This is a genomic window from Romboutsia weinsteinii (genome assembly GCF_002250835.2).
In the GTDB taxonomy this organism is placed as follows: Bacteria; Bacillota; Clostridia; order Peptostreptococcales; family Peptostreptococcaceae; genus Romboutsia_A; species Romboutsia_A weinsteinii.
The window spans coordinates 15,649-40,600 of record NZ_NOJY02000028.1; the positions used below are offsets into that span (position 1 = coordinate 15,649).

A 24,952-nucleotide genomic window follows, 5' to 3' on the forward strand; every position below is an offset into this window, starting at 1 on the left:
TATTTTTCTATGAATATAGTAGCATTAAATATAACAATATTCACTTTTCCTATGTTTCTATATTTCCTTAAACTGTCTATATATAATCTTCATATTAAATATAATTGAAATCTGATAAATAAAATTTGATATTTTGTATGACAATAAAGAAATATCCCTCATGAATATGTATACTATCTGTAGGAATATTTCCTTATTAATATTAATATATATCAGAGAACGCTATTTTTGTATTTTCAGTAATCTCTTCTATATATAACTTAGTAGATTCTGTATTTTCATCTATTATCATAATTGGTATATCTACTGTAAAAGTTGTACCTATATTTATTTCAGAATCTATATTTATACTTCCATTATGTAAATTTACAAATGATTGCACTATAGACAATCCTATTCCGCTACCTTCATTTTTTCTTGTCATTGTATTATCTAATTGGACAAATCTATCAAATATCTTTTCAATATATTTTTCCTCGATCCCTATACCATCGTCTGATACAGTAAACCTTAAGCTATTATTTATTCTTGATACGTTAACATTTATTAATCCACTATCTTTTGAAAACTTAATGGCATTTGACACTAAATTAAGAACTATTCTTTCTATTTTATCACTATCAACTGCCATAATAATATCTTCATCAGTAGTATCAAATATAATTTCTAAATCCTTTGCCTTCACGTATGGTATTACAGATGAAACTATATTCTCTATAAACTCCACAATATTTATATTTCTCAAGTTTAAATTCATATTTCCTGATTCAAATTTATCTACATCAATTACATTATTTATTAACCTAAGCAGTCGGTTGCAATTGATATCTATAAGATCGTAGTTATTACTGTCTAATAGATATTTCTCATCTTTATGATTTGATTTTACTAGCTGGATTACAGACATAATTACTGTAATAGGAGTTCTTAGTTCATGTGTTATATTTGATATAAAGTATGACTTTAATCTATTTGCTTCATTAGATTCTTTTATTGCTTTTACAAGCATTTTTTCATATTTAATTCTATAATTAACATAGAATATTAATGCAATAATTATCCCTATTAATCCTATAAAAAACACAATTATACAGAAAACCAAAACCCTATGCTTACTTATAAAATCCAATGGGTCATTAACAATTATAGATCCTTTAGGTATATTACTTCTTTTAATATTGAATTTTTTCATCTCATTATAATCAAAAATATACTTATTTACTTCATCTTTCCCTACGTATACTTTTTTAGACTTATCCCCTAATAAAATAGATTTTACGATTTCTCCTGCTTTTTTTCCTTGGTGATAATGACTAATGACTTTCCCACCTATACTGCCATGATCTATTCCATATCCTAAAGTACTATATATAGGTAAATTATTTGTAGTCTCTTTTATTAAACTAGTTGACTCTTGATGGCTTAAGTATCCATCCTTAAAATTACTAGGATAGTATATGAGAATTGCATCATCATAATCTAGAACAGATAATCGTTTCTTAAATTCATCAATTGTCATATCTTCCGTTATAATTTTATTAATATTTATGTTTTCATCAAGTGCTTCTAAAACGTTATCTAATTCCCTCTCATTACTACTTATAATAGAGATATTTTTTATATTTTTATGGAGCGTAGTAATTAATTTTATATTAGACTCTAAAGACTCTACCTCTTCTACTCCTGAAACCATATCGTAAGTAAATGCCTCTTTTATAATCTCTACATCCTCTACTGCAAAAAATACAATAGGAATATCTTTAAATAAATCATCTCTATATTTCGTAGCAAACTCTAGCGCTTCATCATCACCCACAATAATAGCCTCAAACTTTTTATAATTATTTAAGTTATATTTCAATAAGTTATAAAAATCCTCCTCATTATCATCATTACCTATTATTTTTGAATCCATATACTCAACTTGTAGATTAATATCTTCTTCAATTCCATCTAATAAACCACTAACTTGGTCATCAAAACTAATAAAATTTGGATTATAAGAACTTATAAATAATATATCATTCTTTTCTAACGAATATATTTCCCATACATTCCCCAATATTAATAAAAATAAAATCACTATAAAAATATATATTTTATCTGCACATTTATTCATGATTCTCCCCTTATGAAAATATTAACAAAACTACACTAATTATTTTATAATAACAAAAAATAGAATATATTTTAATATAAATATACTTATTTCATTAATTATTTTCTTTTATGATTCGACAATATTGTAGTTCTAATAGAGATTGGAACTATGATAAAAGTAACATTAATCACTACATAAAAAACGCTAAGTTCAGATTTTATACTTCTGAACTTAGCGCTTTTTGATATATCTTATTTATATTAAATCATGAGCATAATCTTTTATTGGTGCTTTGATTAAGAACCTAACTCCTACAAGTGTAAATATCACAACTCCTATTGTTTCAATAATAAGTAACATTATAGGATTTTTCCCAATATAAAGCGTAATGTTCATTATATAATACACGGCATCGATTATCATGTCTTGGTTTCGTAGTCCAATGCTTACAATAGATATAATTAACAATATTGGCAATAATACAAATAGTATTAAATTAGTTCTTAGTTTTAATCTATATCCTATAGCTCCAAACATAAATCCTATAGAAATCATTAATATATTAGTTAAAAATCTAAAAAAGATAGTCTTCATAAACCATATAAATGATATATTTACAGGAACCATGTTAAAACCTTCATTACCGAAATCAAACCATACAATATCAGCAACAATTAAAACGTCTTTCTTAGTTATCATTTCTAATATAAACTTGAATCCCATTTCAGATGTTAAAGAAAAAATAGCTGTAAATATAGATATTAATATACTCCATAATATAAATGCCTTAATAAAGCCAACTCTATTACCTCTTATACTCATAGCACCAGAAAAAGTTCTAGCCGAGATTGTAGCTCCGTATACAATACATAGTAAAAATACCATGGCAATAACTTGATTTGCATATCTTATAAACTCGTCGGAGTTATTTTTAATAGAAGGTAATATTTCATATATTCCTGCTATGCATAAGTGTCCTATTGTAAAAATTATTGAAATCAATAATATCTTTAATGCATCAGCCTTTAAAAATTTAAAGTATGTATTGTAACTATTCATATAAAGCTTCCCCCTTTTTATTCATATTAATAAACATATCTTGAAGACTCATTCTATCTAAATCAATATCTAGGCCCTCTATTAGTTCTAGGTCTTCATCACTAATATCTCCATAATATGAATACACTAAATTACTTCCAAATGATTTAGTTGGTGTTTTATCCTTTAATATTGATATCTTACTTAAATCGTCTCTTCTTCCTGTTATGTAATAAGATTTTTCTTTTACTATGTCTATATATTCGTCTACCTCTACCCTACCATCTTTTATTATAACTACTTTTTCTAATAACTCTTCTACTTCATCAATTAGATGCGTAGATATTATTATTGTTCGTTTTTTATTTACATAGCTATCTAATAATATATTATAAAATTCTTGCCTATTGACAGCATCTAGTCCTATTGTTGGCTCATCAAATATTGTTATAGGTGCATTTGAGCAAATCCCTATAATGTTTGACACCAGTGTCTTCATTCCTCTAGATAACTTCTTATATACTAGCTTTGGATTTATCTCAAATATCTTGCATAATTTTTCTTGTAACTTATGATCGTAATTTTCATAAAAATATGAGTATGATTTAAACATATCCTTCACTTTGTATTCTTGCTCATAAAATTCTTTTTCTCTTACTATACATAAACCATCAAGCACTTTAATATCTTCAGTTGGTGTTTTACCAAATATCTTCACTTCTCCCATATCACATAATAACTGATTGGCTATTATATTAATCAATGTAGTTTTACCCGTTCCATTCTTACCAAGTAATCCATATATTTTATTTGTCTCAAATCCTATTGATATATTATCACATATTACTTCTTCACCAAAACTATGGCTCACATTTTTAATTTCTATTGCTAACTCCATAATCTCACCCCTTAAAATTTTTTATCATATTAAGTAATTCGTCTTTTTGTATATTTAGCTTACTAGCCTCTTGAATTAAATCTTTTATATACACCTTTTCAAAACTTTCTTTCCTTGATTTTTGTATTATTTCCTTTGCTCCATTACAAACAAACATACCAATACCTCTCTTTTTATATAAAACATTTTTATCTACTAGAATATTTATTCCTTTTAAAACTGTAGCTGGATTTATTTTGTAAAGCTTAGACAGTTCTGTTGTTGATGGTATTTGATTTTCTTCTACTATTCCATCAACTAATATTTCATCTTCAATCGCTTTTGAAATCTGTATAAATATTGGCTCATTGTCATTTAGTATTAGCTTCAACTTCTCACCTCCTTAATTAGTTAGTTACTCAACTAATTAACCGTATATCTATATTATATACATACATTTATTTTTTGCAACGTTTTTTATTAATTTTTTATTTGATTCAGTTATTATATAATCACAATGATTGATATCTACACATATCTGTCTAATAGTTTTTCAAATTAAAATCCCCCCATACTTAACAAATTGTCTTGTATGAGGGGGAACTCTATATTTTTATTCAACTACTTTAATTCTCTCAACTATACTTTCTTTACTGACAAAATTATATCCAACAATAGGCACTATGAGCATTAATATGGTTATTGTTAATAGTGAAATTCCAACTGTTATTAGATATAAATTTAAGTTAAATCCACCATATATAGGAAGCACCATTGGGGCGATAAGAGATACTACAAGTCCTAATGGTATAATAAGCAATGCTGATAATAATATATAGTACACTCCTTCAAATAATATCATTTTTTTAAGTTGCTTCTTAGTCATACCTATTGATTCTAACATTGCAAGTTCAACTTTTCTTGATATCATACTACTAAATACAGTATTAACAATATTTAGGATACCTATTAATCCTAAAATAGATGATATAATCATACCAATTGTCATAACAATAGTTTTCATCTCTTTTATACCTTCTATATAAAAATTCTTGGATGTGTATCCTAATGTATAGTTTCCTGAATCATTTATTAATTCCTCAATAGCCTTATCTGCTAAATTTAAATCAACACCTTCATTTAAATTTACTTGTATACTACTTATACTATCTTCGTAGTTTGTAAATATTTCTCTAAAATCATTCTCTTCTATATTAAGCATTCCTAAATCACTACCCATTTCTCCATTACTTGGATCAGATACTATAGCCATAATTTTATATTCCCTAGTTACATTTTTTTCATTCCCATTTTCATCTCTGATTATAAATGTTAAAGGAAGATTATCTCCTGATTTTAGTAAACTATTTTCCCCTGAGCGATTATAATATATTATGTAGTTTCCTTTTTTGAATTCTTCTTCATCTATTTTTCCATCAGCAATATCAAGTCTACTTACTTCACCTTCTAGATTGTCTGTATTTATAGCATTTACTTCTGCATTTATATATGGTAATTCACTATTTACAGAATCTTCTGACCCTGTACTATATGTAGAATAACCCATATATCTTTTTTCACCTTGAATGTTCTCAATTTCTTCTTTAAGCTTACCCTCTAATAATATATCTACTCCAAACCCATATATATTTCCATCTTTAAATGGAGTAATAGCTCTATATAATGGCTTTGCTTCTTTTACTGCATCTAATTCTTTAACCTTCTCTACTAATTCATACTCTATAGGTTGATATTTTTCCTCTCCAGCAAAATGAGATATATTATTATTAATACTTATATCTGAACTAAGTTGAGTATCAGCATGAGCCTTTGGATCCATTCCAAAAGTAGCATTTATTGTAAATATTACTATCAATGCACTTAGAGAAATTGATAATGTTGAAAGTATCACCTTCTTTTTATTCTTAAGTATATTCCCCCAAGCTATTTTGTAAATCTTAGCTCCATTAACTCCTTTTTTACTTTTCTTCTTAGATGTTTTTGCATCTGATGATACATATCTGACAGCTTCTATAGGAGATACTTTTCCAGCTGATTTTCCTGGTTTATTACAACTTATGAACACTGTAAAAATCGAAAATAATACTGATAAAACAAATATATATGGCTCAGCAGAGATCACCACAATATTAGCAAATATTGTAGGCTTAAGTGCTAATGGCACTATTATTTTTGCAACTAAATAACCTAAAGCCAAACCAATTGGTATCCCAATGATAGAAAGTGTTAGAGCTTGTTTCAATATAATTTTCTTGAGTTGCTTTGATGTTGTCCCTATAGTTTTTAACAGCCCATAGAATCTTATATCCTTATTCACAGAGATATAAAATATATTATATATTATCAAGTATCCAGTAAAAATCATTAATAATATTCCAAGTCCAAATCCTACTATTTGTTCTATTCCATCACCTGGTATATTTAAATTCTCTGAATCATATTTTGGATGGGCCTTATATTTAGTAGCACCTACTTGAGCTGCAACTTCTTTTATTTCTGTTTTAACTTCTTCATAGGAGGATTGTTCATTTATATTTTTAAATGTTACGTAAGCTGTCTTAGTATTTTTTTGATTAGTTATATCTTTCTTATATTTTTCTATAAATTTATTAGATGTAAATATTCTTGTACGTCCAGAGCCTCTCGATACTAAAGATTCATAATAACCACATAACTTAAAATCTATGCTTTTAACTTCGTCATTAATAACCACATCTAAAGTTATATCTTGACCTACTTTTTTCTCAATACCAAGCACATCTAGCACCCATGTTGGTACAAATGCTTCATTTGCTTCTTTTGGATATGTCCCCTCTATTGGTAGAATAGACATCATATCAAATACTTCTTTATCATAACCCACTTCAAGAAATACACTTTCTCCTAGTAATTTTTGATTTTTTATTATATCAGAACTAACTATTTGCTCTATTCCTATTTTATCTATATTTTTGTTCACTTTTAATTTATCCAGAATTTTATCGTCAATATTTATGTATCCATCAGCATTTACTCCATATGTGCTAATAACACTATATGATTTATTTGTTTTATAAAAGGTAACCCCCGTCGTTATAGTTGCAGTTATTAATAATGTAGTTAGAGCTATTGCTAGTATTGCAAATATATTTCTCATTTTATTTGCATGTAGTATCTTTTTACTCAATTTCTTTACTATGTGTTGGTTTCTATTTTGAAGCATTTTCATTACCTCCAAATATCTTTCCATCTTCAATTCTTATTATCCTATCAGCCATCTGAGCTATTTGTTCATTGTGAGTTATCATAACTATTGTTTGATTAAACTTCTTACTTGTAATCTTAAATAATCCTAATACTTCTTGCTCTGTCTTAGAATCTAGATTACCAGTAGGCTCATCTGCTAATATTATCGAAGGTTTAGTGGCTAAGCTCCTTGCAATAGCAACTCTTTGCTGTTGTCCACCTGAAAGATTATTTGGCAGTCTATCTATTTTATCTTCTAATCCTAATATCTTTATTATATTATCTACATAGTCTTCATCAATTTTGTTTCCATCTAATTCTATTGGTAACACTATATTTTCATAAACATTTAGTATCGGAACTAAATTGTAACTTTGAAACACAAATCCTATATTTCTTCTTCTAAAAATTGTTAGCTCCTCATCGCTCATACTAAATATATCTTTATTATCTATTTTTATACTTCCTTTTGTTGGTCTATCAAGTCCACCTAACATATGAAGTAGTGTACTCTTTCCACTCCCCGAAGTTCCTACTATACATACAAATTCCCCAGTACCAACAGAAAGGTTAATGCCATCCAAAGCTTTTACTAGACTTTCTTTTTCTCCATAATACTTTTCTAAATTATTAACATCAAGTATTTTCATATTTCTTACCTCCTAAGTTAACTTCAACTCTTCAATTTATACTTTAAGTATATAAAACAAATCTATCAAAGTAGTGTCTCAAATCTAACACTTGTGACACATTCTTATTAAGAAGGTAAAAATATTGAAAAAGTCGTCCCCTCTCCTATTTTAGAAGATACCTTAATAAAGCCTCCTTGTGCTGATATAATCTCTCTTGTAAGGTATAGTCCTATACCTACACCTTCATATTCATTTGCATTTTTACATCTGTAAAATCTTTTGAATATATTATTAAGTTCACTTTCTTCTATCCCTATTCCATTGTCACTTATATCTATTCTTTTAAACAATTCATAGGACGATATATTAATATTTATATCTCCATATTGAGAAGTATATTTAATAGCATTTTCAAGTATATTAACTATTGCTTCCTTCGTCCATTTGCTATCAAAAATTGCTTCTATATACTCTTGACCTTCAATATTTATATTAATATTTTTATTTTCAGCATTTATGTAAACCTCTTGTATTGCTTGTGACACAGTATTAAACATTTTGTACTTTCCCTTACTCGGAGATATTATCCCATTCTCTAGTCTAGACATTTTTATAAGTGATTGTATTAAGAAATCCAATCTTTCAGATTGAGTATTTATATCTGTCAGTATATCTTTGCTATACTCATCTATATCATCATTTTCAAGAATTAATTGGCTATATAATACTATATTTGCTATTGGTGTTTTAGTTTGATGAGATATATCGGCTACTAACTCATGTATCTTATTTCGTTCTTCTTCTATGGCTTCTTTATTACTCTTAGAAATCTTTGTGTATTTGTGTAATTTATGTTCTAGTGATGATAATATAGTCTCATCATATGAGGTCACTACTATTTCATCATTTATTGATTTATCTATCATTTCATTTAGTTTATATAATACATTTGATAATAGTATCTTTAATTTAAATACAAATAAAATACCTAATATAAAAATAAGTGCTGTATATAAAATACTTATTTTTTTAATAAAACCAGGTCTAATATTATTACTATCTAATATAAATAAAATAAATATTGTACTCAAAAGAATAAATATAGAAAAGAAAATCATATATACTTTACTAAAAATATTACTATCTTTCATTTTTATCACCAACATTAAATATATATCCTATACCATATACTGTTTTTATATATGATGGCTTAGATTTATCATCTTCTATCTTATCTCTCAATCTTTTTATATTCACTGTAAGGGCATTTTCATCTACATATTCGCCACCGTCACTCCATATTCTATCTATCAGCTGATCTCTAGTCAGTACCTGTCCCTTATGATCTACTAACATTTTTAATAGTTTTTGTTCTGTCCTACTTAAACATATTCTTGTATTGGATTTTATAAAATCCATGCTTTCAAAATTAAATGTCATATCTCCAATTGATATCTTACTACTTTTAGGCTTATTTTCTAACCTTCTAAGAGCTACCATTACCCTAGCTCTTAATACCATTAAACTAAATGGCTTTGTTATATAATCATCTGCTCCTAGTTCTAATCCAGTTACTATATCTATTTCCATATCACATGCCGTTAAAAAAATTACAGGTATATCAAATTTTTCTTTAACTATTTTACAAAAATCAAATCCATTTCCATCTGGTAAATTTATATCTAATAATATAAGATCTATTTCCTCATACTCAAGTATATTACTTGCCTCGGCTATACTAAATGCTTGTTTTATAGTTATATCATTCTGGCGCAAGGTCAACATTATCCCCTTATTTAACGTAATATCATCCTCTACTATTAAAATTTTTTTCACTGGTATTCTCCCCTAATTATATATTTTTCTAAATATATTATAGCAATTTTATCCATTTATTAATTTTTATTTGTTAATTTTTTTTCGACAACTCATAAACAAATCTACTAAGTAGTAGTAAATTTTTAGATTCACATTAAAAATAGACTAGATATTAATCTAGCCTACTTTTAATATGAATTTTTCATCTAATCTAAAGACCTATATTCCTCAGGTGTATTTACATTTTTAAAGCTCTCATCACAAAATCCTTCTATTATCTTATATTCCAACGAAGTTATTAACCTTTGAAGCTTGTTTTCATTCCTATTTAGACTATCTTCAATATTTCCAATAATACTCTTTGAGTATATTGAACATAATGGTTGCAATCTGTTGTCTACCTTAGGTACTAAAACTTGATACTCTCCTTTATACTCTCCTAGAGTTTTTATAATTTCTTCATTCATAAGTGGCATATCACAAGCAATACATAGTACCTTGTCTGTTGTGGCATTCTTTAGTGCCGAATGTATACCTGAAAGAGGACCATTTCCTACATACATGTCTTTTACAACTCTTACATTAAACTTTTTATAAATCTCTTGGTCGTTAGCAACAATTATAACTTCTTTATAATCCTTACCTAAACTTATTAAATACTCTATAAAAGACTTTCCTCTGTAGTCTAAAAATGCTTTATTATTATAATTCATTCTGCTACTTTGACCACCAGCCAAAATTGCTAATGTTTTATTAATCAATAGTTTTCTCCTTAAAATTTAATTATATTTATTAGTGATCCCTCTTCTACTCCTTTGCTCCCTTTCTCCACTTCTATCAAACAATTCGAATCAATAGTAGAGCTTAGCATACCATTTCCACTTTTTATCTGCGTAATTTCTGCATATTGTTTTCCATCTTCGTAAACTGTTTTACCTCTTAAGAATCTAGTTTGTGGATTTTCTTTGTTCAGCGTACCTAAAAGTATAGCCTTTTCTCTTTTTATTTCAATATTTTCCTGACCGCTAATTTTTTCAAGTGTAGTTCTTACTAACAGTTCAAATGTAGTAAGTGCTGCCGCTGGGTTTCCAGAAAGGCTAATTACTATTGTATTATTAATTTTACTGCATAATACTGCTGACCCTGGCTTAATCATTACCTTCCAAAATAATTTTTCTCCACCAGCACTATCGATTGCCTCTTTTATTAAATCTTTTTCTCCTACAGAAGCTCCTCCTGTAGTAATTATTAAGTCTGTATCTTTGGCTAAACTCTTTATGAGTTCTCCTATGCTTTTACTATTATCATTTGCATGTTCCACATGATTAACTTCGTACCCTAACTCTTGTATCCTTCCAAGAATGCTGTACTTATTGCTATTATATATTTTTCCATATGTAAGATTATCATCTATATCTAGAACCTCGTCACCAGTACTTATAAATGCTAGACTAGGGTTTTTATAAACCTTAATCTTGTTAATTCCAGAACTTGCTATAATACCTATATCTGCATAGTTAAGTTTTTTATTTTTCTTTACTAGAGTATCTCCTATTTTTATATCTTCACCCTCAGCACATACATTTTCATTTGATTTTATTATCTTATTTATTTTTATATATTCACCATCTATAACTACATCTTCTTGCTTTATCACAGCGTTGGCTCCATTTGGAATAGGTGATCCTGTCATAATTTTAATTGCAGTACTGTTTGTAACTATCTTTCTTGATCCTTGCCCTGCATAAATTTTATCTATTACTTTAAATTTAATATTAGCATCCATTGTATCTTTTGCTATTATTGCATATCCATCCATAGCAGACTTATTAAATGGAGGATTATTAATTGTAGAATATATATTAGTAGCTATAGTTCTATTTATTCCTTTAATTAAATCTATCTCTTCTACTTCTAAAGAGTGTGTATTATTATTTAGTATTTCTATTGCCTCTTGTAAACTTATATGACTCTTCATAGCTACTCCTTGTTGTAATCTTTTTCTCTTTCTATTAAATCAGCTAATGATCCATAATCCTCTTTATCTATTACTGGTATATTTTCTATATTCATGCCTATATCACTTGCTATAGCAATTAAGTGTTCTTCTTTAGATATTATTTTATCGCTTATACTACTTCTAAATACCTCTATCTTTCTCAGATCACTTTTTTTATATCCCTCTACTAAAATAATATCTTTATCCTTAATCATAGATATAATATCTTGTAGATCTGTCTCTTCTTTAAGCTCTTTAATCATTGCAAGTCTATTTTTTGAGGATATTATAACAGTTTCAGCTCCAGCTTGTCTATGTTTGTATGTATCCTTTCCCTTTTGATCTATGTCAAATCCATGAATATCATGCTTAATAGTTGCTACACTTAGTCCTCTACCTCGTAGCTCCTTTATTAATCCTTGTATTAAAAATGTTTTTCCAACATTTGATCCGCTTCCTACTATATTAATTACTTTTGCCATATTCATACATCCTTATTTATATAATTTGAACTAATATCTTTGTTTAAAATTTATCATGTATACAATAATATGAGACTTTCGTCACATAAATTTATTGATTTTTAATTTATAATTACTATATAATATATGATAAAAAAATAACATATAATTTTTCTTAGGAGGTTTTGCATTTAATGATTATTTCTATTTTAAAAGAAAAGGTAAAGAATCTACCAATTGGTGTCATGGCTACACTACTAAGTGTGCTAACTTTAGCTAATGTATTTTCAGTCTTAGGTTTTAATTCTCTAAGACATATTTCTGTAAACTTTGGTGTAATATTAATTATTGCAGGTTTTTCAAAACTAGTACTATATCCAAAGCAAGTAACAGCAGAACTCAATGATACTGCACTCGCAAGTATATATCCAACATTCTGTATGAGTATGATGCTAATGGCTACTTACTATGTTCAGTACAACTACACATTAGGTAAAACACTATGGTCATTTGCTCTGTTTTTAAACGCTTTAATTGTAATAATATTTACTTATAATAACTTAATTAAAGAATTTGAATATGGAAAGTTCTTACCACCATTTTGGGTTGCATATGTTGGTATTATAGTTTCTGTAATAACTAGCCCAGCTATGAACGAGCCAACACTAGTGAAATTCATCTTCTACTTTGCGTGTAGTGCATATTTCATAATACTACCATTTATGATATATAGATTATGTACGAAACCTGTGGCTGATGCACCTTATCCAACGCTGGCTATAATGGCTGCACCTCCTAGCCTTTGCATTGTTGCTTACTTAACATTATTTGCGCATCCTAATATATATTTCACTTTATTCTTATATTCAATAGTATTTGTAATGACAATATACATGTATTCAAGATTCCCTAAGATATTTAAGATGAAATTTATACCTACTTTTGCTGGTATAACATTCCCACTTGCTATATCTACTCTAGCAACATTTAAAATGGCTGCTTTTATGGATAGTATAGGACAAGCAAACTTTGCTCTTATACTTAGAGAGTTTGGGGCAATTGAAGTTGTAATAGCTTGTGCAGGTATATTATTTGTGGTTTACAATTTCACTAAGATGTTTATCAATATATTCAAAACTGAAAAGCTAGAAACTAATTTAAATATTAATTAAAAGTAAGGGCCAATGCCCTTACTTTTTCTATTTATAGCTAAATTCAAAGTTTTGCTCTATATTAAAGAAATCTGAATAGTCTATATCAAATATATTCTTCTTTACCTTTGATATATCAATATTTTCTCTTATAAGTTGAGTTAATACCCCTGCATAAGATAAGTCCCCTTGTATTATACTTCCATAGATTTTTCCATCTCTATGTATAAGTTTTTTGTAATTATTTCCGTCGATATCTATCTCTACATTATAAGTATCATCTTTCGGCTCTGTCAATCCAAGAGACATAGTAGCTATCTTAACAAAGTTCATAGTATTTTTACTTCCAAAGAAATCAGTCATCTCCATATCATAACCTATCATATTATTAGCTGCAATTATCCCCTCCTTAACAGCTGTAGGCCATATAGGATTTCTGCCAGTTACATCTCCTGCTCCATATACGTCTTCAATATTTGTTCTACCCTTTGTATCTATAATTAATCCAAATTTATCAAATTCAATGTTAGTATTTTCTAAAAATCCAGTGTTAGATCTTACTCCAGTTGCTACCACTACTAACTCGCATGGTATTTCTTCACCAGTATTTATTAGTAAAGCCTTAGGATTATTATTTTCGTCTAAAATCAGTTTCTCTGCTTTTACGCCCAACTTTAAATCTACCCCAAGTTCCTCAAATTTATCTTGATAAACCTTCGATGTATAATCATCTAGTTGAAGAGGTAAGATTTTATCTCCCATCTCTACTAAAGATACATTTATATCATAATCTAATAATCCACTTAATGCATCTATACCTACAAGACCTGCTCCAAGTACTACTGCATTTTTAATATTTTTGACTTGCTCTTTTATTAAAATAGCATCTTCTAAATTTCTAAGACCAACTACATTATTAGCTTCTCTTAATCCTTCAACTGGAGGTATAAATGCAGATGCGCCACTACATATTAGTAACTTATCATAGAATAGAGTTTCTCCATTTGATAATTCTATATATTTTTCTCTATCATTTAATGAATTAACACATACACCTTTTATCCAATTTATATTATTATCTTCAAAAAAATCTTTGTCAGCAAAATTAAGTTTCTCTATATCCCTATGCCCTGAAATATAATGGTGTAATATACATCTAGAGTAAACATATTCATCTTTAGATACTAGTGTTATCTCTGCATCCTTGTCTAATTCTCTTAATGTTTTTGCTCCACTTATCCCTGAAGCAGACGCTCCTATAACTATATATTTCATTATTTTTTTACCTCCTCTAGTGTGATCGCCTTCATTGGGCATCTTTCTACGCATTGAGGTGTAGCCGATGGATGATCTTTACATCCATCACATTTCATTATTTCCTTATGAATTTTGCTATCTGCCTTTAGTACTCCATAAGGACATGCCATTATGCACATATAACAGCTAGCACATTTATCTTTATCATAATTTACTAACCCGGTATTTTTATCTTTACTCATAGCGCCAGTCATACAAGTATAAACACATTCTGGTCTATCACAGTGTCTGCAAAAGATAGGAGCATATTTTGAATCACTATCAATTGTTATTCTACTTCTTGTATCTTCACTATTATGAGATACTATACATGCAGTTGTGCAAGTTAAACATCCAACACACTTTCTTCTATCAATATTAATCCTCTTCATAATATCCCCCTTTCTAGTTCTTAATGATATTTACTGGTACTGTCTTATATGATGGCTCTTTTGAGTATGGGTCATATATAGAAGGTGTTAATTTATTAGTTTCTATATAATGAATCGGTGCATATAACTGATCTTTCTTAACATCATCAGACAAAATAACAGTAAACTTACTACATAGTCCATTTTGTGATTTAATTTTAATTCTTTCATTCTCTACTATACTTAATTCTTCAGCTAACTGTGGATTCATAAACACATAAGATTCTTTTTGATTTATTCTGTTTACAATATCAATTTCTCTAGATCTAACTTGTGTGTGCCATTGACCTACAGTCCCTCTTCCTGTATTAAGTATATATGGTAATTCTTTAGTTGCTTGTACTGGATTTTCAGCTATATCTTCAAAGTGTATTTTTGCTTTTTTACTAGGAGTATAGTATTTATTGTCTTCATAAAGCCTTCTTTCATCTTCTTCTAAAACTTCACCTTCTCTGAATGGCCATTGCACTCCCTTTGAATCTTCTCCATCTTCAGACTCTAACATTTCGTAAGTTACTCCAGTTATATCACAAGGCATTCCTTTAGAACATTTTTTTAATAGTTCAAATGCATCTTTTGGTGTCTTCCATTTATCTAACAGATTTCCCATACCAAGCTTCTTACCTATATCGAAAAATATTTCATAATCAGTTCTTTCATATTCATCTTTTTTAAGTACAGGATTTACTTTTGATATTCTACGCTCTGTATTTATCATAGTACCTTCTTTTTTTATAGCTGGTACTGATGGTAAAAATAAGTCACAAAGTTTTGCACTGTCTGTATCTTCATATATATCTTGAACTACAAAGAAATCGAGATTTTTAACTGCCTCTTCAAACTCTTGGTTGTTAGCCCACGAGTGTCTTGGATTTGTACATATTACCCATAGACCTTTTATTTCTCCTGATATTATTCTTTCTATTATTGCGTTATATGGTATTGTTGGTTTAGTTGGAAGCAGATTTTCATCAATCTCTAGAGCTTCAGCTACTGCCTTTCTTCGAACTGGATTGTCATATTCTCCACCACCATAAAGTCCTGCAGTATTACTAAATGCTCTTGATCCCATAGCATTACATTGACCTGTAAGTGAGTTTGCTCCCGTTCCTGGTCTACCTATATTTCCAGTTATTAAAGCAAGGTTTATTATAGATTGAGCAGTTCTAACTGCTTGGTATCCTTGATTAACTCCCATTGTCCACCAAAATGACACTCTTTTTCCTTCGTGTATGATTTGAGCCAATTCTAAAACTCTTTCTTTAGATATGCCTGTATTTTTATATACATCTTCTATAGTAAACTTCTTGACATGATCTTTAAACTCTTCAAATCCTTCAGTATTATTTTCTATATAATTTCTATCTATCCAACCTTTTTCTATTAAAATATTAGATAATGTATATATTAAAACTAAGTCTGCCTTAGGCTTTATATCTATCCATATATGCGAGTTTGCAGCTGTTTCAGATCTTCTTGGATCTATTGTTATTATTTTTGCATTTTTATTCTCTCTAACACGTCCCCAAAATACTGGGTGAGCTATTACTGGATTTGATCCAATAAATATTATTGTATCTGAAAGCTCAGCATCATTTAATGTATATGGAGGTGCATCAAACCCAAAACTTTGCTTATGTGCAACAACTGATGTTGCCATACAGAGCCTTGTATTTCCATCACCATTAATTCCCATATAGTTTCTTCCTACATGTCCTAATAACGCCATATCTTCTGTTGGCATTTGTCCTGTACTTATAAAAGCTACTGCTTCTTTACCATATTGCGCTTGTATATCTGTCATTTTTTTAGCAAATTTTTTGCAACCTTCTTCCCAAGATATCTCTTCCATTTTTCCACTTTCATCTCTTAAGAGAGGTCTTTTTCTTGCTTTGATTTTAGTTTGCTGTTTATCTAAGTTTAATCCCTTTATACAACAAAATCCTTTGTTGACTGGATAGGCTTTAGTCGGCATAACCTTAGCTATTTCATTGTTTTCTACATAAAAATCTAGATTACATGCTAGTGCACATAAGTTACAAGTTGATTGTGTTTTTTTCATATGTTTTACATCTCCACTTCGTAAATTAGTAATGCTATATATTGGGATTTCATCATTATTGTCTTTATTATATTTTATAATGTAATTGCTTTTTACACTGTGATTTTAGTCACATTTTTAACAAAGTTATTTATATTTTATGACAATATTTATAATTAATGTTTAATATATTGTGTTCCTATCTATTAACAGTATACATATGTATAACTTTGAACAAACTATATTCGAATTTTGATGATGAAGGGAGTATATATCAATGAATAAAATAATAAAAAATTCATTATTATCATTATTTTTATTAGCTTTGGTTATGATTCCATTTAAATCCCAAGCTCTAGAAAGTACATACTTTAAGGGTGTATCTTGTAACAAAGCTATATGTGATTTGAGAATGGCAGAAAGAAGACTTTGGATAGATCATGTTTCATGGACTAGAAGTTATATTACTAGTGCTTTAGCTTCGCTTGAAGATAAGGGTTCTGTAGCAGAAAGACTTCTAAAAAACCAAGATGATATAGGAAATTCCATTAAACCTTATTATGGTGAAGAAGCTGGAAATAAGCTAGCTACTCTTTTAAGAGAACACATACAGATTGCTGCACAAGTTGTTGATGCTGCTAAAAATGGAAATAAAAGTGACCTCGAAAAATATAATAAGTTGTGGCATGATAACGCGGATCAAATAGCTGCATTTTTAAGCTCTGCTAACCCTAATTATTCTAATCAAGTCTTAAAAGATATGCTATATAAACATTTAGATTTCATTACAGAGCAAGTAACTGCTAGGTTAAATAAGGATTGGAAGGCAGATATTGATGCATATGATAAAGGTGAAGATCATATGATTATGTTCGCTGATATTCTTGTTGATGGTATAATTAAGCAATTCCCACAAAAATTCAAATAAATAACTATACCCGAATACAAGCTATTTTATATAAAATCACTTATATTCGGGTATTTTCAATTTCTAATAATAATATCACTTATTTGGTATGTTATTTAATATCCTTATTCTATTATATACCTTTTCTCCATCTTATAGTTATTATCAGATTACCATTGATTAAACTTGATTCTATTTCATGACCTAACTTATTAACTAAAGATTTTGTTATACTAAGTCCGATACCTGTACTGTTGCTACTTCTAGATTTATCTCCTATATAAAATCTTTCAAAAATTTTATCTACATCATCTTCTTTTAAGCTGGGTGCATAGTTAATAAATTCTGATACTATAATATTTACATCATTTCTCAATGATATCTTAACATTACCTTGACCATGCTTTAACATATTGTTGATTAAATTAGAAAATACTCTCATAATGGCGCTTTTATCCGTAAATATATCATCTATATCATCTTCCATATCTATATTAGGATCAATATCTTGTTTAATAAATTCATCATAAAATAATACTATATTCTCAGATAATATACTTTTCAAATTAACCTTTTCTAAACTAAACTTATAGTCATTTGCTTCTAATCTAGATAAGTCATAAAAATTTGATATTAAATCTTCTAAGTTCTTTGTTCTTCTTTGTATTATTTCAATATACTCCAATTTTTCTTCATTAGATATAGATTCATCCTTTATTAACTGCAAATACCCCACAATCGATGTAAGTGGTGTCCTTAAATCATGAGATATATTTGAAATACTTCTTTTTAGTTCTTCTTCTTGAGTTTTACTTTTTATCTTTATCTGCTGGTTTTCATCATATATAGAATTTATTTGCGATACAACAAATTCTATGTCTTTGTCTATAGTATCTGTTCGAATATTTACATATTCTTTACGGCTTTCCTTAATATCCTCCCCAATATTTCTTAACTTTTTTTTCATAGATATTATTGTAAAAATTAATAAAGTTATTATTATTAGAAGAACTATATTTACTATAATACTTCATCCCCCCTGTCTATCTTTGTTCTTATGTAATTACTTGTTCTCTTATATTAAACACCTAATATTTAATTTTATCTATATATTATAGTTAAAATTAATAAATTTGAAGTTCAAATACTAATGTTAATACTATGTATCTATAAATAAACTAAGGCTATAGTCTCATTTTAAAGACTCTAGCCTTAATCACAAAGCAGTTTAAACTATAAATATAATATTATCTATTTTATATCTTGCTTTTTAAAAATTGATATTCCCGCTAACAAAGCAACTAATAATGTACATATTCCTACAACTGAAGCCCTTAGAACATCTGTAGAGCTAGCCTTTATAGCCGTAGCTAATGAAGTATTATAGAATATTGTTAGTTCATACAACTTATCAAACCAATCATATCTACCATAATTAAACGCTAAAAACGTTGGCACAAATATAAATAGTAAAACACTTATAGCTATTGTTGCTCCATTACTTTTTACCATAGTTACAATTAACATTAGTATTGATGCTATTGCTGTATACAGTATCATCGCCCCTGCAAAAGTTCTAATAATTTCTATTAAGTGAGTGAACTTAAATTGGCCAATCCAATCTTTAGAAAAAATTGTAATAATAGTTGGAGTTATGACCAATATAGACACTATTATAGCTACTCCTATAAGTATTGCTATTAGCTTTGATATATAAAACTGCTCTCTTTTTTTGCCATAAGCTAAAGTATTTTTTAAAGTGCCTGCAGAATATTCTTTTGCGAACATAGATGCTACTAATACTGATATTAATATCTCTACCACACCAACTCCAAAAGATATATGGAATACTTCTACAGGCGTAACATTAAGAGGATCTTTTGTACCATTTGTATTAAATCCTAATTGACCTGGTACAACGATCGGACCATCTTGTGATGATGTCTTCATCTCCTCTGCTAATTTATACTTCTCTTCCTGAGGTATATCTCCTAACGTGTCAAAATATCTGTCCTCAGTCATAAAAGATGAAAATGAAGCTATGAGTATAACTAACCCAACTGCAACTCCACACAATATTATAAATGCTTTACTCTTTATTAATTTATATACTTCTGCCTTAATCATTCTAAGCATGTTGTGTACCCCCTATAATATCCATAAAATATCCTTCTAAGCTATTGGTATTCAATCCTATTTTTTCTACAATTACTCCATTTGTAGAAATAATATAATTTATATATCCTACCTTTTCTAGATTATTAAATATTTTCATTTTATTATTAGGTAATACTTCGTAACTTACATCTTTAATTTCTCTTTCAAGTATAGTAACTACTTTAGTTATATCATCTGCCTCTAATTCAATATATTGTTTACAGCTTTCCTCTAGTTCTTTAGCGCTTATTTCTTTTATTAATTCACCATTATTTATAAAACCATAGCTTGTTGCTATCTCAGAAAGCTCTCCTAAGATGTGACTTGATATTAATATAGTCACATCTTTTTCTTTATTGACCTTTATTAATAAATCCCTTATCTCTACTATCCCCATTGGGTCTAGTCCATTTATAGGCTCATCTAAAATAAGAATCCTTGGATTGCCTAATAATGCATTTGCAATTCCTAAACGTTGTTTCATTCCTAACGAAAAGTTTTTAACCTTTTTCTTCCCTGTATTATGAAGACCCACTAGTTCTAGAACCTCATCTATATATTTTTCTCCAGCTATATTTCTAACTAATCTTGATACCTCTAAATTTTCCCTTGCTGTCATATCTCCATAAAATGCAGGCATCTCTATTAAGCTCCCAATCATAGTTCTTGCTCTATCTAATTCAATATGTCCAGATTTTCCAAATAACTCTATTTCTCCACTACTCTTATGAGCTAGTCCTGTAATCATACGAATTAGCGTAGTTTTACCAGCTCCATTCTTACCTATAAGACCATATATTTCACCTTTTCTTATAGTTATACTTATGTCATTATTAATAATCTGTTTCCCATAAACTTTAGTTAATTTATGTGTTTTAAGTACTACATCTTGCATTTGATTTACCTCCCCATATCTTATAATTCTATTGTAGTTAATAGATTGTAAGATACTTTAAAGAAAATATTAAGAAAGTGTTAAGTTTAAATTTAGCCTTTCAATTTAAATCCTATCCCCCATACTGTTTGAATATATTCTTCTTTATCTAGCTTAGCTAACTTCGATCGTAAATTACTAACATGAACATTAACCGTATTATAATCACCTATAAATTCATTCTCCCAAATAGATTCAAATAAATTTTCTCTTGTAAAAACCCTATTCTTATTACTCATTAGTAACTCTAATATCGAAAACTCCCTTAGTGTTAGAAATGCTTCCTCATTATTTATGAATACTTGCCTACTATCTTTATTTAGTCTAATATTCTTATGGCATAACTTATCATTTTCATGATTTAATGAAAACTTAGTATATCTTCTAAGTTGTACCTCTACCCTTGCTAGTACCTCATTTATATTAAATGGTTTTGTTATATAGTCATCTGCTCCTAACTTTAATGCATTTATCTTTTCTTCTGAATCTGTCTTAGCTGAAATAACAATTATAGGCATAAACTTATCTTGTCTAACTCTATCTATAATACTTTCTCCATCAATCCCTGGCAACATAAGATCTAGTAGTACTAAATCATAGTCATAATATTCCATACACATCTTTGCTTCTGTACCTGAATATGCTGCTCTTACGTTGTATCCATTTCTTTTTAGTATATTGCACAGCAATCCATTTATATCTAAGTCATCCTCCACCACTAATATATTAAATGATTCTTGCATATATTTACGCCCCCTATCTGTATTCATTCCAACATATATTAAATATACTTAAGCATATATTTTTTTATTTTTAAAATCTAAAATCTATTTATTTACTTCAATAAAAAATGTGTACTTTGACGTTCTTCTATAAGAATATCATAGCATTTATTACCATACATAAGGAATAAATACTTATACTTCTAATCATTTCTAACCTATTTTTACAAATTATAATAAATTATAATAAATTTCAACTATATTATTCAACAATATTTTAAGTATTACATATTATAATATGTAACAAAATAACTTCATCAAAGAGGTGTATAATATGTGTGCTGATAATGTATTTTATAATGTAAATAAAATTGTTGTTGTTCAAGGCTTTGAATGTTCATATATAGATTTTTCAAGAGAACTTAATGAATATTTACTAAGAAATTATCCAGGATATTACCTAGGTCTACAGCTTTATCAAGATAACTGTAACTGTAATTTATTTCACGTTGTAGCAACTTATAATAATATCTGTGGTGTATATGAAGCTGCTCGCTTTATTGGTAATGATATAAATAGTATATATGAAAGAATATGGGGTGAGTGTGTAGATCGTACTTCTGTATTCTCTTTCCTTACTTCTACAAGAGTAGTTTGTTAATAATATTCTCATAAATTATAAAAAATAAGATAGCTAAGGAGTTATATACTAACCTTGACTATCTTATTTTTGAAATAAAAAAACTCTTAGATAATCTAAGAGTTTAACTGGTGCCCAGAGGCGGAATCGAACCACCGACACGGGGATTTTCAGTCCCCTGCTCTACCGACTGAGCTATCTGGGCTTATGGCGGAGAGGGTGGGATTCGAACCCACGGTGCCGTTAAGCATCACTGGTTTTCAAGACCAGCTCCTTAAACCACTCGGACACCTCTCCTTAATTTTTCTACTCATTTAATATACCACATTTTTCTTTTATATTTCAACAGTTTTTTACCATATTTTATAAATTTTTTATTAATTAGGCCTAAAAATCCCAATAAAAATGAACTCAATATATAAGAGTCCATCTTTACTAATTATACTATCTATTTAAATAAGAAATAATTACTCCACAAGCAAGCCTAGCACCTGCATTTCCCGCTGGCTGCGATGTAAAATCATCATATCCTTGATGAAGTATAAAAGATTTGCCTATAACATCATCTACAGTAAATCTATTTGTATATACAGATAATATACCTATTCCATTTGATGATAATATTGGTGGTAAATCTCCTGCATGCATAGGATGTTCAGCATTAGTAGGATTATAATGAGATTTTGCTGCTGTAAATGGGTTATTATTATCCCCCACCGAACAATCTCCAACTTCATGGATATGAAATCCATGAAAAGAACTAGATTGATTATTAATATTTGGTATGCCTGTAATATATGCTTTTATATAAACACCATCTTCTAATTGATATAAAAATATATCCCCTCTGATACAAGGTGCAAGTGGTCCACCTTTTAGCTTTGCATATCCTGTTGCTCTAGATGGGTCATACATTGAAAATATTTTTTGAATATCATACTTAGGACAAGAATTATCCATTTTTATCCTCCCTTTAATAATTTATATATTTATTCCATAAGATATATTATGACTTTATTGTATATAATGTTAAATATAAATATTTATACATAAAAAAGGACTAGCTTTCCTCTAGTCCTTTTACTAATTAACTCTATATTATATGAAATAACTTATTCAAACTAATCATTTGCTTCCTTTACAAATATCACTTTCCCATTAACCATGCCCCATATTTCATCACTATACGAAGTAATTTTGTCAGAACTAGAAAATATAATTACACACTTATTGTTACTTCTTGCTAAATCAGATAACTTTTCCATTATATATTTTACTTCTTCTTCATCTAGACCTTCTATGGGTTCATCAACTATTATTATTTCCGGATTATTTATTAAAGATCTTGCAATTGATATTTTCTTTTTCTCATAATCAGATAGTTTATCTACTTTGGTTTTTATTTTTACTTCATCAATATCAAAGCTTCTTAACAAGTCATAGATTATTTCTTTTTTATGTTTATTTTCTCTAGAAAATTCCCCCATTGCTAAAATAATATTATCTAATGAACTTGCATTGTTTATAAGATTATTTTCCTTAAATACAATACCTAGGTTATTAGTTCTATACAGATCTTTATTAATATTACTCAATGCTTCATCCTTGTAAAATATACTACCTGTAGTACAATTATCCAATCCAGATAATATTGATAGTAATGTACTTTTACCAGAACCTGACCTACCTAAAATAGAATATACCTTTCCTAGTTCAAATTCAATATTAATGTCTTTTAATGTATATCTATTGCTACCCTCATACTTATATTTTACATCTATCAATCTAAGTACTGTCATCTTATTTCACCTAATTTCTATCAAAAATTATCTGTATTGGTTTATATATTATAGCATTGTATATAGCAACCATACTTATAATCAAACTCAAAAAAATTGAAATTACAATAGTTTTTAATATAGACTCTTGTGTTAATATAAGCTTTATGCTTTTTATTTCTTTTTGTGAATTATCATTATCAACATTTCTAAAATTACCCGGTGGCATATCTTCAACTATAGGTTGTTCGTCTATTTTTTGTGTAATCTGTATTTGATTTTTAAAAATTTCATTATATATAGGCTGTGCCGATACTGATGCTATTCCCATCCCTAGAATCAAACATATTATTGTAATTATAATCCCTTCATATAAATATCCTTGTGCTACTTTAAACTTTGATATTCCAATAGCACGAAGTACTCCTATCTCATATTTTATATCTTTAAGTGATAAAATAGAAATCATAGTTAATAATATTGTTCCAGTTATCAAAATTACATACATTGAAACAAATGATATTGTTGTTATCTGTTCCACAGGAGATACTACTTTATTATATTCGCTTTCATTTATAGTTACTTTATATATATCTTTAAGCCCTTTGCTCCTTAACTCACTCTCAAACTTCTCTCTACTTTTCGAGTTTCTTAATATAAATTGAGCATTTGTATATATTGTAGGTTCGTCAAATCTAGATATATTCTCAAATTCTGCTAAGG

24 protein-coding genes and 2 tRNA genes are annotated in these 24,952 nt (G+C 28.3%); 3 read left to right on the forward strand and 23 right to left on the reverse strand.

What is annotated here, in order from left to right; genetic code table 11:
* Window positions 1-202: 202 nt before the first annotated feature.
* The 11 genes from CHL78_RS13665 to mobB all read right to left on the reverse strand — a co-directional run bounded on the left by CHL78_RS13665 (window position 203) and on the right by mobB (window position 12,193).
* On the reverse strand, window positions 203-2,119 hold the full coding sequence (locus CHL78_RS13665; protein ID WP_094368814.1) for a sensor histidine kinase: 1,917 nt from the start codon (window positions 2,117-2,119) through the stop codon (window positions 203-205).
* Between the two features lie 237 nt (window positions 2,120-2,356).
* Window positions 2,357-3,160, reverse strand: coding sequence for a hypothetical protein (locus tag CHL78_RS13670; RefSeq protein ID WP_094368815.1), 804 nt, complete (start codon window positions 3,158-3,160; stop codon window positions 2,357-2,359).
* On the reverse strand, window positions 3,153-4,037 hold the full coding sequence (locus tag CHL78_RS13675) for an ATP-binding cassette domain-containing protein (protein WP_094368816.1): 885 nt from the start codon (window positions 4,035-4,037) through the stop codon (window positions 3,153-3,155). Before CHL78_RS13675 ends, CHL78_RS13670 begins: the two co-directional genes overlap by 8 nt.
* Window positions 4,038-4,041: 4 nt before the next feature.
* Entirely contained in the window at window positions 4,042-4,407 is a 366-nt protein-coding gene (locus CHL78_RS13680) for a GntR family transcriptional regulator (protein WP_094368817.1), read from the reverse strand.
* A 222-nt stretch (window positions 4,408-4,629) separates the two neighbouring features.
* Window positions 4,630-7,239, reverse strand: coding sequence for an ABC transporter permease (locus CHL78_RS13685; protein ID WP_158540702.1), 2,610 nt, complete (start codon window positions 7,237-7,239; stop codon window positions 4,630-4,632).
* On the reverse strand, window positions 7,226-7,912 hold the full coding sequence (locus CHL78_RS13690) for an ABC transporter ATP-binding protein (RefSeq protein WP_094368819.1): 687 nt from the start codon (window positions 7,910-7,912) through the stop codon (window positions 7,226-7,228). Before CHL78_RS13690 ends, CHL78_RS13685 begins: the two co-directional genes overlap by 14 nt.
* Window positions 7,913-8,019: 107 nt before the next feature.
* A complete protein-coding gene (locus CHL78_RS13695; RefSeq protein WP_158540703.1) occupies window positions 8,020-8,985 on the reverse strand; it encodes a sensor histidine kinase in 966 nt (321 codons plus the stop codon).
* 49 nt (window positions 8,986-9,034) lie between these two features.
* Window positions 9,035-9,730 (reverse strand): response regulator transcription factor, encoded by a 696-nt coding sequence (locus tag CHL78_RS13700; RefSeq protein WP_094368821.1) that lies wholly within the window; start codon window positions 9,728-9,730, stop codon window positions 9,035-9,037.
* A 188-nt stretch (window positions 9,731-9,918) separates the two neighbouring features.
* Window positions 9,919-10,473 (reverse strand): molybdenum cofactor guanylyltransferase, encoded by a 555-nt coding sequence (mobA, locus tag CHL78_RS13705; RefSeq protein WP_094368822.1) that lies wholly within the window; start codon window positions 10,471-10,473, stop codon window positions 9,919-9,921.
* 11 nt (window positions 10,474-10,484) lie between these two features.
* Entirely contained in the window at window positions 10,485-11,690 is a 1,206-nt protein-coding gene (locus CHL78_RS13710) for a molybdopterin molybdotransferase MoeA (RefSeq protein WP_094368823.1), read from the reverse strand.
* Window positions 11,691-11,692: 2 nt separating this feature from the next.
* A complete protein-coding gene (gene mobB, locus CHL78_RS13715) occupies window positions 11,693-12,193 on the reverse strand; it encodes a molybdopterin-guanine dinucleotide biosynthesis protein B (protein WP_094368824.1) in 501 nt (166 codons plus the stop codon).
* 173 nt (window positions 12,194-12,366) lie between these two features.
* Here mobB and CHL78_RS13720 point away from each other — a divergent pair, with 173 nt between their 5' ends.
* The gene (locus CHL78_RS13720; protein WP_094368825.1) at window positions 12,367-13,344 is read left to right on the forward strand and encodes a TDT family transporter; all 978 of its coding nucleotides are present in this window, start codon (window positions 12,367-12,369) and stop codon (window positions 13,342-13,344) included.
* A gap of 27 nt (window positions 13,345-13,371) precedes the next feature.
* On the opposite strand, the gene CHL78_RS13725 is transcribed toward CHL78_RS13720, so the two are convergent.
* Genes CHL78_RS13725 through CHL78_RS13735 form a run of 3 tightly spaced genes read right to left on the reverse strand, consistent with a single transcriptional unit; the run spans window position 13,372 to window position 17,112 of the window.
* On the reverse strand, window positions 13,372-14,598 hold the full coding sequence (locus CHL78_RS13725; RefSeq protein ID WP_094368826.1) for an NAD(P)/FAD-dependent oxidoreductase: 1,227 nt from the start codon (window positions 14,596-14,598) through the stop codon (window positions 13,372-13,374).
* Window positions 14,598-15,011 (reverse strand): 4Fe-4S dicluster domain-containing protein, encoded by a 414-nt coding sequence (locus CHL78_RS13730; RefSeq protein ID WP_094368827.1) that lies wholly within the window; start codon window positions 15,009-15,011, stop codon window positions 14,598-14,600. The genes CHL78_RS13725 and CHL78_RS13730 overlap by 1 nt, the downstream gene beginning before the upstream one ends.
* 13 nt (window positions 15,012-15,024) lie before the next feature.
* The gene (locus CHL78_RS13735; RefSeq protein WP_094368828.1) at window positions 15,025-17,112 is read right to left on the reverse strand and encodes a molybdopterin oxidoreductase family protein; all 2,088 of its coding nucleotides are present in this window, start codon (window positions 17,110-17,112) and stop codon (window positions 15,025-15,027) included.
* Between the two features lie 256 nt (window positions 17,113-17,368).
* On the opposite strand from CHL78_RS13735, the gene CHL78_RS13740 reads away from it, so the two are divergent.
* Complete coding sequence (locus tag CHL78_RS13740) at window positions 17,369-18,019, forward strand: glycosyltransferase (protein ID WP_094368829.1); 651 nt, start codon at window positions 17,369-17,371, stop codon at window positions 18,017-18,019.
* 112 nt (window positions 18,020-18,131) lie between these two features.
* Here CHL78_RS13740 and CHL78_RS13745 read toward each other — a convergent pair whose 3' ends face one another.
* The 4 genes from CHL78_RS13745 to CHL78_RS13760 all read right to left on the reverse strand — a co-directional run bounded on the left by CHL78_RS13745 (window position 18,132) and on the right by CHL78_RS13760 (window position 21,832).
* Window positions 18,132-18,965, reverse strand: a complete 834-nt coding sequence (locus tag CHL78_RS13745; RefSeq protein ID WP_094368830.1) for a sensor histidine kinase — start codon at window positions 18,963-18,965, stop codon at window positions 18,132-18,134.
* A 284-nt stretch (window positions 18,966-19,249) separates the two neighbouring features.
* Window positions 19,250-20,134 (reverse strand): ABC transporter permease subunit, encoded by an 885-nt coding sequence (locus CHL78_RS13750; protein ID WP_094368831.1) that lies wholly within the window; start codon window positions 20,132-20,134, stop codon window positions 19,250-19,252.
* Window positions 20,127-21,050 (reverse strand): ABC transporter ATP-binding protein, encoded by a 924-nt coding sequence (locus CHL78_RS13755; RefSeq protein ID WP_094368832.1) that lies wholly within the window; start codon window positions 21,048-21,050, stop codon window positions 20,127-20,129. The genes CHL78_RS13750 and CHL78_RS13755 overlap by 8 nt, the downstream gene beginning before the upstream one ends.
* A 92-nt stretch (window positions 21,051-21,142) precedes the next feature.
* Window positions 21,143-21,832 carry a response regulator transcription factor gene (locus tag CHL78_RS13760; protein WP_094368833.1) on the reverse strand — a complete coding sequence of 230 codons (690 nt, stop codon included), beginning with the start codon at window positions 21,830-21,832 and terminating at the stop codon, window positions 21,143-21,145.
* Window positions 21,833-22,145: 313 nt separating this feature from the next.
* Here CHL78_RS13760 and CHL78_RS13765 point away from each other — a divergent pair, with 313 nt between their 5' ends.
* The gene (locus CHL78_RS13765; protein ID WP_094368834.1) at window positions 22,146-22,472 is read left to right on the forward strand and encodes a hypothetical protein; all 327 of its coding nucleotides are present in this window, start codon (window positions 22,146-22,148) and stop codon (window positions 22,470-22,472) included.
* A 108-nt stretch (window positions 22,473-22,580) separates the two neighbouring features.
* On the opposite strand, the gene CHL78_RS13770 is transcribed toward CHL78_RS13765, so the two are convergent.
* The 5 genes from CHL78_RS13770 to CHL78_RS13790 form a co-directional block, all read right to left on the reverse strand.
* Window positions 22,581-22,656, reverse strand: a tRNA-Phe gene (locus CHL78_RS13770).
* A gap of 3 nt (window positions 22,657-22,659) precedes the next feature.
* Window positions 22,660-22,748, reverse strand: a tRNA-Ser gene (locus CHL78_RS13775).
* A gap of 147 nt (window positions 22,749-22,895) precedes the next feature.
* On the reverse strand, window positions 22,896-23,411 hold the full coding sequence (locus CHL78_RS13780) for a superoxide dismutase family protein (protein ID WP_094368835.1): 516 nt from the start codon (window positions 23,409-23,411) through the stop codon (window positions 22,896-22,898).
* Between the two features lie 161 nt (window positions 23,412-23,572).
* Window positions 23,573-24,250: an ATP-binding cassette domain-containing protein gene (locus tag CHL78_RS13785; protein ID WP_094368836.1), complete on the reverse strand. Its 678-nt coding sequence runs from the start codon at window positions 24,248-24,250 to the stop codon at window positions 23,573-23,575.
* 10 nt (window positions 24,251-24,260) lie between these two features.
* On the reverse strand, window positions 24,261-24,952 hold a 692-nt coding region (locus CHL78_RS13790; protein WP_147295825.1), incomplete at its 5' end, for an FtsX-like permease family protein.

What these genes read in the sequence shown, in the direction of transcription:
- CHL78_RS13665 (WP_094368814.1), bottom strand. Translation starts at nt 2,119, where the DNA reads ATGAATAAATGTGCAGATAAAATATATATTTTTATAGTGATTTTATTT.
- CHL78_RS13670 (WP_094368815.1), bottom strand. Translation starts at nt 3,160, where the DNA reads ATGAATAGTTACAATACATACTTTAAATTTTTAAAGGCTGATGCATTA.
- CHL78_RS13675 (WP_094368816.1), bottom strand. Translation starts at nt 4,037, where the DNA reads ATGGAGTTAGCAATAGAAATTAAAAATGTGAGCCATAGTTTTGGTGAA.
- CHL78_RS13685 (WP_158540702.1), bottom strand. Translation starts at nt 7,239, where the DNA reads ATGCTTCAAAATAGAAACCAACACATAGTAAAGAAATTGAGTAAAAAG.
- CHL78_RS13690 (WP_094368819.1), bottom strand. Translation starts at nt 7,912, where the DNA reads ATGAAAATACTTGATGTTAATAATTTAGAAAAGTATTATGGAGAAAAA.
- CHL78_RS13710 (WP_094368823.1), bottom strand. Translation starts at nt 11,690, where the DNA reads ATGAAGAGTCATATAAGTTTACAAGAGGCAATAGAAATACTAAATAAT.
- mobB (WP_094368824.1), bottom strand. Translation starts at nt 12,193, where the DNA reads ATGGCAAAAGTAATTAATATAGTAGGAAGCGGATCAAATGTTGGAAAA.
- CHL78_RS13720 (WP_094368825.1), top strand. Translation starts at nt 12,367, where the DNA reads ATGATTATTTCTATTTTAAAAGAAAAGGTAAAGAATCTACCAATTGGT.
- CHL78_RS13725 (WP_094368826.1), bottom strand. Translation starts at nt 14,598, where the DNA reads ATGAAATATATAGTTATAGGAGCGTCTGCTTCAGGGATAAGTGGAGCA.
- CHL78_RS13730 (WP_094368827.1), bottom strand. Translation starts at nt 15,011, where the DNA reads ATGAAGAGGATTAATATTGATAGAAGAAAGTGTGTTGGATGTTTAACT.
- CHL78_RS13735 (WP_094368828.1), bottom strand. Translation starts at nt 17,112, where the DNA reads ATGAAAAAAACACAATCAACTTGTAACTTATGTGCACTAGCATGTAAT.
- CHL78_RS13740 (WP_094368829.1), top strand. Translation starts at nt 17,369, where the DNA reads ATGAATAAAATAATAAAAAATTCATTATTATCATTATTTTTATTAGCT.
- CHL78_RS13745 (WP_094368830.1), bottom strand. Translation starts at nt 18,965, where the DNA reads ATGAAAAAAAAGTTAAGAAATATTGGGGAGGATATTAAGGAAAGCCGT.
- CHL78_RS13750 (WP_094368831.1), bottom strand. Translation starts at nt 20,134, where the DNA reads ATGCTTAGAATGATTAAGGCAGAAGTATATAAATTAATAAAGAGTAAA.
- CHL78_RS13755 (WP_094368832.1), bottom strand. Translation starts at nt 21,050, where the DNA reads ATGCAAGATGTAGTACTTAAAACACATAAATTAACTAAAGTTTATGGG.
- CHL78_RS13760 (WP_094368833.1), bottom strand. Translation starts at nt 21,832, where the DNA reads ATGCAAGAATCATTTAATATATTAGTGGTGGAGGATGACTTAGATATA.
- CHL78_RS13765 (WP_094368834.1), top strand. Translation starts at nt 22,146, where the DNA reads ATGTGTGCTGATAATGTATTTTATAATGTAAATAAAATTGTTGTTGTT.
- CHL78_RS13780 (WP_094368835.1), bottom strand. Translation starts at nt 23,411, where the DNA reads ATGGATAATTCTTGTCCTAAGTATGATATTCAAAAAATATTTTCAATG.
- CHL78_RS13785 (WP_094368836.1), bottom strand. Translation starts at nt 24,250, where the DNA reads ATGACAGTACTTAGATTGATAGATGTAAAATATAAGTATGAGGGTAGC.